This is a genomic window from Vibrio sp. 10N.286.46.A8 (assembly GCF_041470165.1).
Lineage (GTDB): Bacteria > Pseudomonadota > Gammaproteobacteria > Enterobacterales > Vibrionaceae > Vibrio > Vibrio tasmaniensis_A.
Window position 1 is genome coordinate 1 of the sequence record NZ_JBFRLX010000148.1, and the last position, 4,377, is coordinate 4,377.

At 44.7% G+C, this 4,377-nt stretch carries 4 protein-coding genes; 2 read left to right on the top strand and 2 right to left on the bottom strand.

The window, feature by feature from the left end:
- Positions 1 to 197: hypothetical protein (locus AB4232_RS14745; protein ID WP_372087432.1), on the top strand; the 197-nt coding region annotated here is incomplete at its 5' end.
- 215 nt (positions 198 to 412) lie between these two features.
- Positions 413 to 730 (top strand): Dabb family protein, encoded by a 318-nt coding sequence (locus AB4232_RS14750; RefSeq protein ID WP_009846539.1) that lies wholly within the window; start codon positions 413 to 415, stop codon positions 728 to 730.
- 92 nt (positions 731 to 822) lie between these two features.
- Here AB4232_RS14750 and AB4232_RS14755 read toward each other — a convergent pair whose 3' ends face one another.
- Together AB4232_RS14755 and AB4232_RS14760 are read right to left on the bottom strand one after the other, a co-directional pair.
- The gene (locus AB4232_RS14755; RefSeq protein WP_280545028.1) at positions 823 to 2,034 is read right to left on the bottom strand and encodes a DUF3103 domain-containing protein; all 1,212 of its coding nucleotides are present in this window, start codon (positions 2,032 to 2,034) and stop codon (positions 823 to 825) included.
- Positions 2,035 to 2,360: 326 nt separating this feature from the next.
- Positions 2,361 to 4,184: a M4 family metallopeptidase gene (locus AB4232_RS14760; protein WP_372087433.1), complete on the bottom strand. Its 1,824-nt coding sequence runs from the start codon at positions 4,182 to 4,184 to the stop codon at positions 2,361 to 2,363.
- Positions 4,185 to 4,377: the final 193 nt, after the last annotated feature.

A 4,377-nucleotide genomic window follows, 5' to 3' on the forward strand; every position in this document is an offset into this window, starting at 1 on the left:
ACACGGCTTTTGCTGCCGACGGTACGTATACAGGGACTATCGACATGACAAGAAGCGAAGGTAATCAAGTAAAGGCTGAGCGTGTTGAATCTGACTTAACACTGGAAGGAAGAAATGAAGCGTCTAACGGCGGAATCCAATTCCAAAAGAACGTAGATCAAGACCAAACGATCCAGCTTACAGGTCGTCGTGATTAACGTTAAAGATGTGCTTACCATTGTCATGAGAAATGCTGCGCCCTTGGGTGCAGCATTTTTCGTTATTGGGTTGTGGAGCATTTTATAAACTCTAGCGATCTAGCCTTGGCATGTTGTGTAACGTGTGGCATTTTGTTGTTCTCTAACTTTAGATCGCTATTGGGTGTTGGTTAAGCATTACAAACCAGTAAGCGAACGACTCGAAAGGACAAGGAATGACTCAAAAAGAAACGGGAATGATTCGTCATATTCTACTGATTAAGTTTAAAGAAAACGCTGAAGCTTCAGAGGTTCAAAAACTAAAGATGCTGTTTGAAGCGATGCCAAACAAGGTTGAAGGGGTCACTTCAGTAGAATGGGGATTAAATGACAGCCCTGAAAACAAGAATCAAGGTTATACCCACTCGGTGTTAATGACATTCGCCGATGAAGAAGGCCGCCAGAATTACCTTCCGCACCCTGAGCATGATGCGCTGAAAGATGTGTTTCGTCCGCTTTTAGAAGACATCATTGTGTTTGATTACTCCCTGTAATTAGGTTCTGAGTAGGTCTCTTGTGTTTGACTTACCTTCGATAATGAAGAGTTAGGGCCTAGCGTTTAAGCCCTAACTGAATAAGAAACGACTTACTCTGTTGGTGAAATCGTGACTGGTGCAAACGATGCGACAGCATTTCCGCCTGCGCCCGGACGATCTACATAAGGCGTGTTCTGCATTAAGGTGTAGTACACATCCACGAAGTCATCATCATTCACTAATACGCCATCAGGAATCACATCGATAATCTTGCCTGTGATCTGAGGGATGATCGCGTAACCCTGAACTTCTGGATCAGGAATCATCTTCAGTATCTCTTCTGCGGCTTGAACCAAGAGTTTTGCTAGCGCTTTGTAGTCTGTGCCATCATCGTGTTCCATTAAGATCATGTCTGCAGCGCCCCAACGGTAGCGAGGCCAGAAGATGACGGTCTGGTTCGGGTAGTACGTTTGTTTGTCGTAGTCCAGATAAGGCATCTCAACGAGGTCGATCTGGGGCTCTAAACGACTTGAATCGACACCCGTCACGATAGCGTAGATTTCCGCTTTACCAGAGATCCAAGGTTCTTGGTCGACGGCTAAACGGATTTTGGTTAATTGTGTGGTATTCAACGGCTCAGGTTCCGACAAGGCCATCGAGCGACGTGCCCTGTTCATCAAAGACGGTTTTTGAGGTTTACTCTCGTCGGCATTGGTATCGCTAACGGCATTGATTTGCGTTGTAGTACCCAGCTTTTGCATCTCTGCCTGCATTGCCATTAAGCCGGCTTTGAGCTCTTCAGCACCGTTACTATCAACCACAAACACTGGAACGTCTGGCATTTGGTACACGTCTAGTTCATGAACCTGTCCGTACACGTCATACGCTTCAATGTATTGCCAATTCGAATCATCGCCTGATGGTTCAAATGCAAACAGCGGGTTTTCACCATTCTTCCAAGCTTCGATCATCGCTTCATCAGCCATGCGAACCTCTAACACAGAGTCGCTGAAGTCGTTGATCCCTTTCATCTTGCGATAACCAAGATCCGCTTTCTGCATCCGGCTTGAAAATGCAGAGTAGGGCTGAGTAGAGCTCAATTTATCTACAGGCGCGGATAAGTTCTTTTCTGAGATCTGAGCTTTTAAGGAGAGCTCAAGATCGGAATAACGCTCGCTGATTTGTAACGCCAGAGATTGCTTTTGCGCTGCGCTACTTTCTGCAATACCTAATGAATCAGTTGTCTCAATATTTTGCGCATAAGACTGGAAGCCAACCACTGTCGTTGCAAGCACCATACTGATAGGAAAAGATGGTCTCATAAATAATCCTTATTTTAGTTTTTATCATTAATAGAGCATTTGCCCTATAAGGATTAACCTATCAGTAACGTGAATGTGTTCAAAAGTTAGTCAGTTATTTTTGTTTCGTTGTGCAGCACAGGATCTCAATTTAAACTGTTTTTATAAAACAATGCCTAAGTAACCTTGATATTTATAAATTAATAAACGTATCAGTAAATAACTTACAATATTATTAACTACTAGGGTGTATCATAAAAAAAACCTACTCAAAGTGAGTAGGTTTTTATCTCGCGGTTAACCGCTAGTTCTCGATTTTACAACTTGTTTGAGAGGCTTGCTCTAACTCAATCTAAACGTAACGTTAGGCCTGAGTAGTTCGAGTATCCGCGCAGTAACACATGATAGGTCACACCCGGTTGAGCGCTCACGCTGCACTGCTCATTGTTTCCTGCACGGTAAGGGCGACAGTCGTAACTTGAGGTTGTCGGCTTGTTGCCCGATTTCACATAAAGGTCGGCATCGCCGGAACCTCCAGACATTGAAACCGTCACGTTGGATGCAGAATCAACGGTGAACGTGTAGAAGCTCTTCGAGGATTGGTTTCCACTTAAGTTCGAAATCGGTGTGCCTTTCGTTAATACATTGCCAGTTGGAGGCGTGACACCACAACTTGCATTAACGCCGACGGTATTAAAAGCATCTTCAACATCGGCAACCACATAGCCCATGTCTGCTGCGGCTTTCGCTACGCCACAAGCACCGGCATCAAAGGTACTGTTTGCCGTCCAATACAGTTGATTTGCGACTGTGAAGATCTCAAAACCCTTACGTACATTCCAACCAGACTTGTTCGCTAAAAGGTAAAAGGCGCGGTTATAAACACCGCTAGATAAGTGAACGTTCAAGCCATCGTAGTATTGCGAGGCGTGGTCAATCGAGCGACCATCTTTTGAAGGTTGATCAAAGTAACGCAAGCCACCTTCTGATTTGAATATATCGCTTCCGACCACCCAATCCACACTGCCACGTAAGTAGTATTCAGCGGCTTCGCCCGCAATGTCTGAGAAGGCTTCATTGATACCGCCCGACATGTTTTGGTACACAAGGCCGGAGTTTTGCTCAGTGAAGCCATGGCTAACCTCGTGAGCACTCACGTTGATATCGACCAATGGGTAAAAGGTGTTTTTGCCATCCCCAAATGTCATGGATGAGCCATTCCAAAAGGCGTTTTCATAATCGGTACCGTAATGAACGCGCATCGTCAGCTGGAAAGTTAAAGGCGACGTGTTCATCCACTCTTTGTACATATCGAATACGACATTACCAAAATAGTGCGCATCGTTAAGAGGCGAGTAAGCCCCGTTAATGTATTTATGATCGGTGTAGTTGGTGCCGTCGGCACAGTTGTAACTGTAGGCTGCGCTGCCAGACGTTCCGTTCCTCAAATCGACTGTCTTAACTGATTCATTTTCTAACTTACAAGTTGTGCCTGTTTTGTCGATAGGAAAGCTAGGGAAGTCACTGCCATATTCATATCGAGTGGTTTTGAGGTTGCCACCTGGGCCAGTACCTAATGCTTTAGCGTGGTTTAGTCCATTCCATTTTTGGAGTACATCGCCAGTCGTGGCATCAATAAAGTAGAAAGGGCGCTCTGGCATTGAGGACGCGATAAAGAAATCGACCAGGTACACCACTTGGGCGACTTGGTTCTCATCCAATCTCACCATCAGTTTCGCGTTTTTATTTTCAATCGACTTTTTGCCGACAGTAAACGTGCGATGAGCAGACAGTGCGGCTTCAATCGCTTGCTCCTGATTCAGCTTTGGTGCAATGCTGGATAGGTCTCCACTGATCCCTTGTGCCATTGAGCCGAACACCTGAGTGGGTTGGTTCTTGGAAAGGGTGGCGACAACGGAGGTATCAAAGACGGGTAAACCTCGGTGAGTTTGTTGATAGCGGACTTTCGTTTTTCCATTGGGCAGTACCACCCGTTTAACTTCAGAAAAACCTAATTCAAGTGGAGCAATACTCTTCGACTGAGCGACGAGGCTTTGTTGTAGTAATGCATCATTATCGACCCTGACCATTTCTGCAGCGTGTGCATTAAAGCCAAAAGATGTACCTAGAATAGCTGCTATTTTCCAGCTTAGTTGACGTTGTTGGTTCATTTTTCGTTCCTGATTTTAATATAAACTCCTTCTTCCCAACGGCTTTATAGGAAGTCTATATGCAACACGCTAATGCCATGTGTTGCGAATCAAGATTGGAAGAGCATTTCGGCTTATGACAAGTTTTATAGGGAGATTAAATTTTAGAGTATGTAATTCAAAGTTTACAAAAAACCTTATTGATCAAATTGTT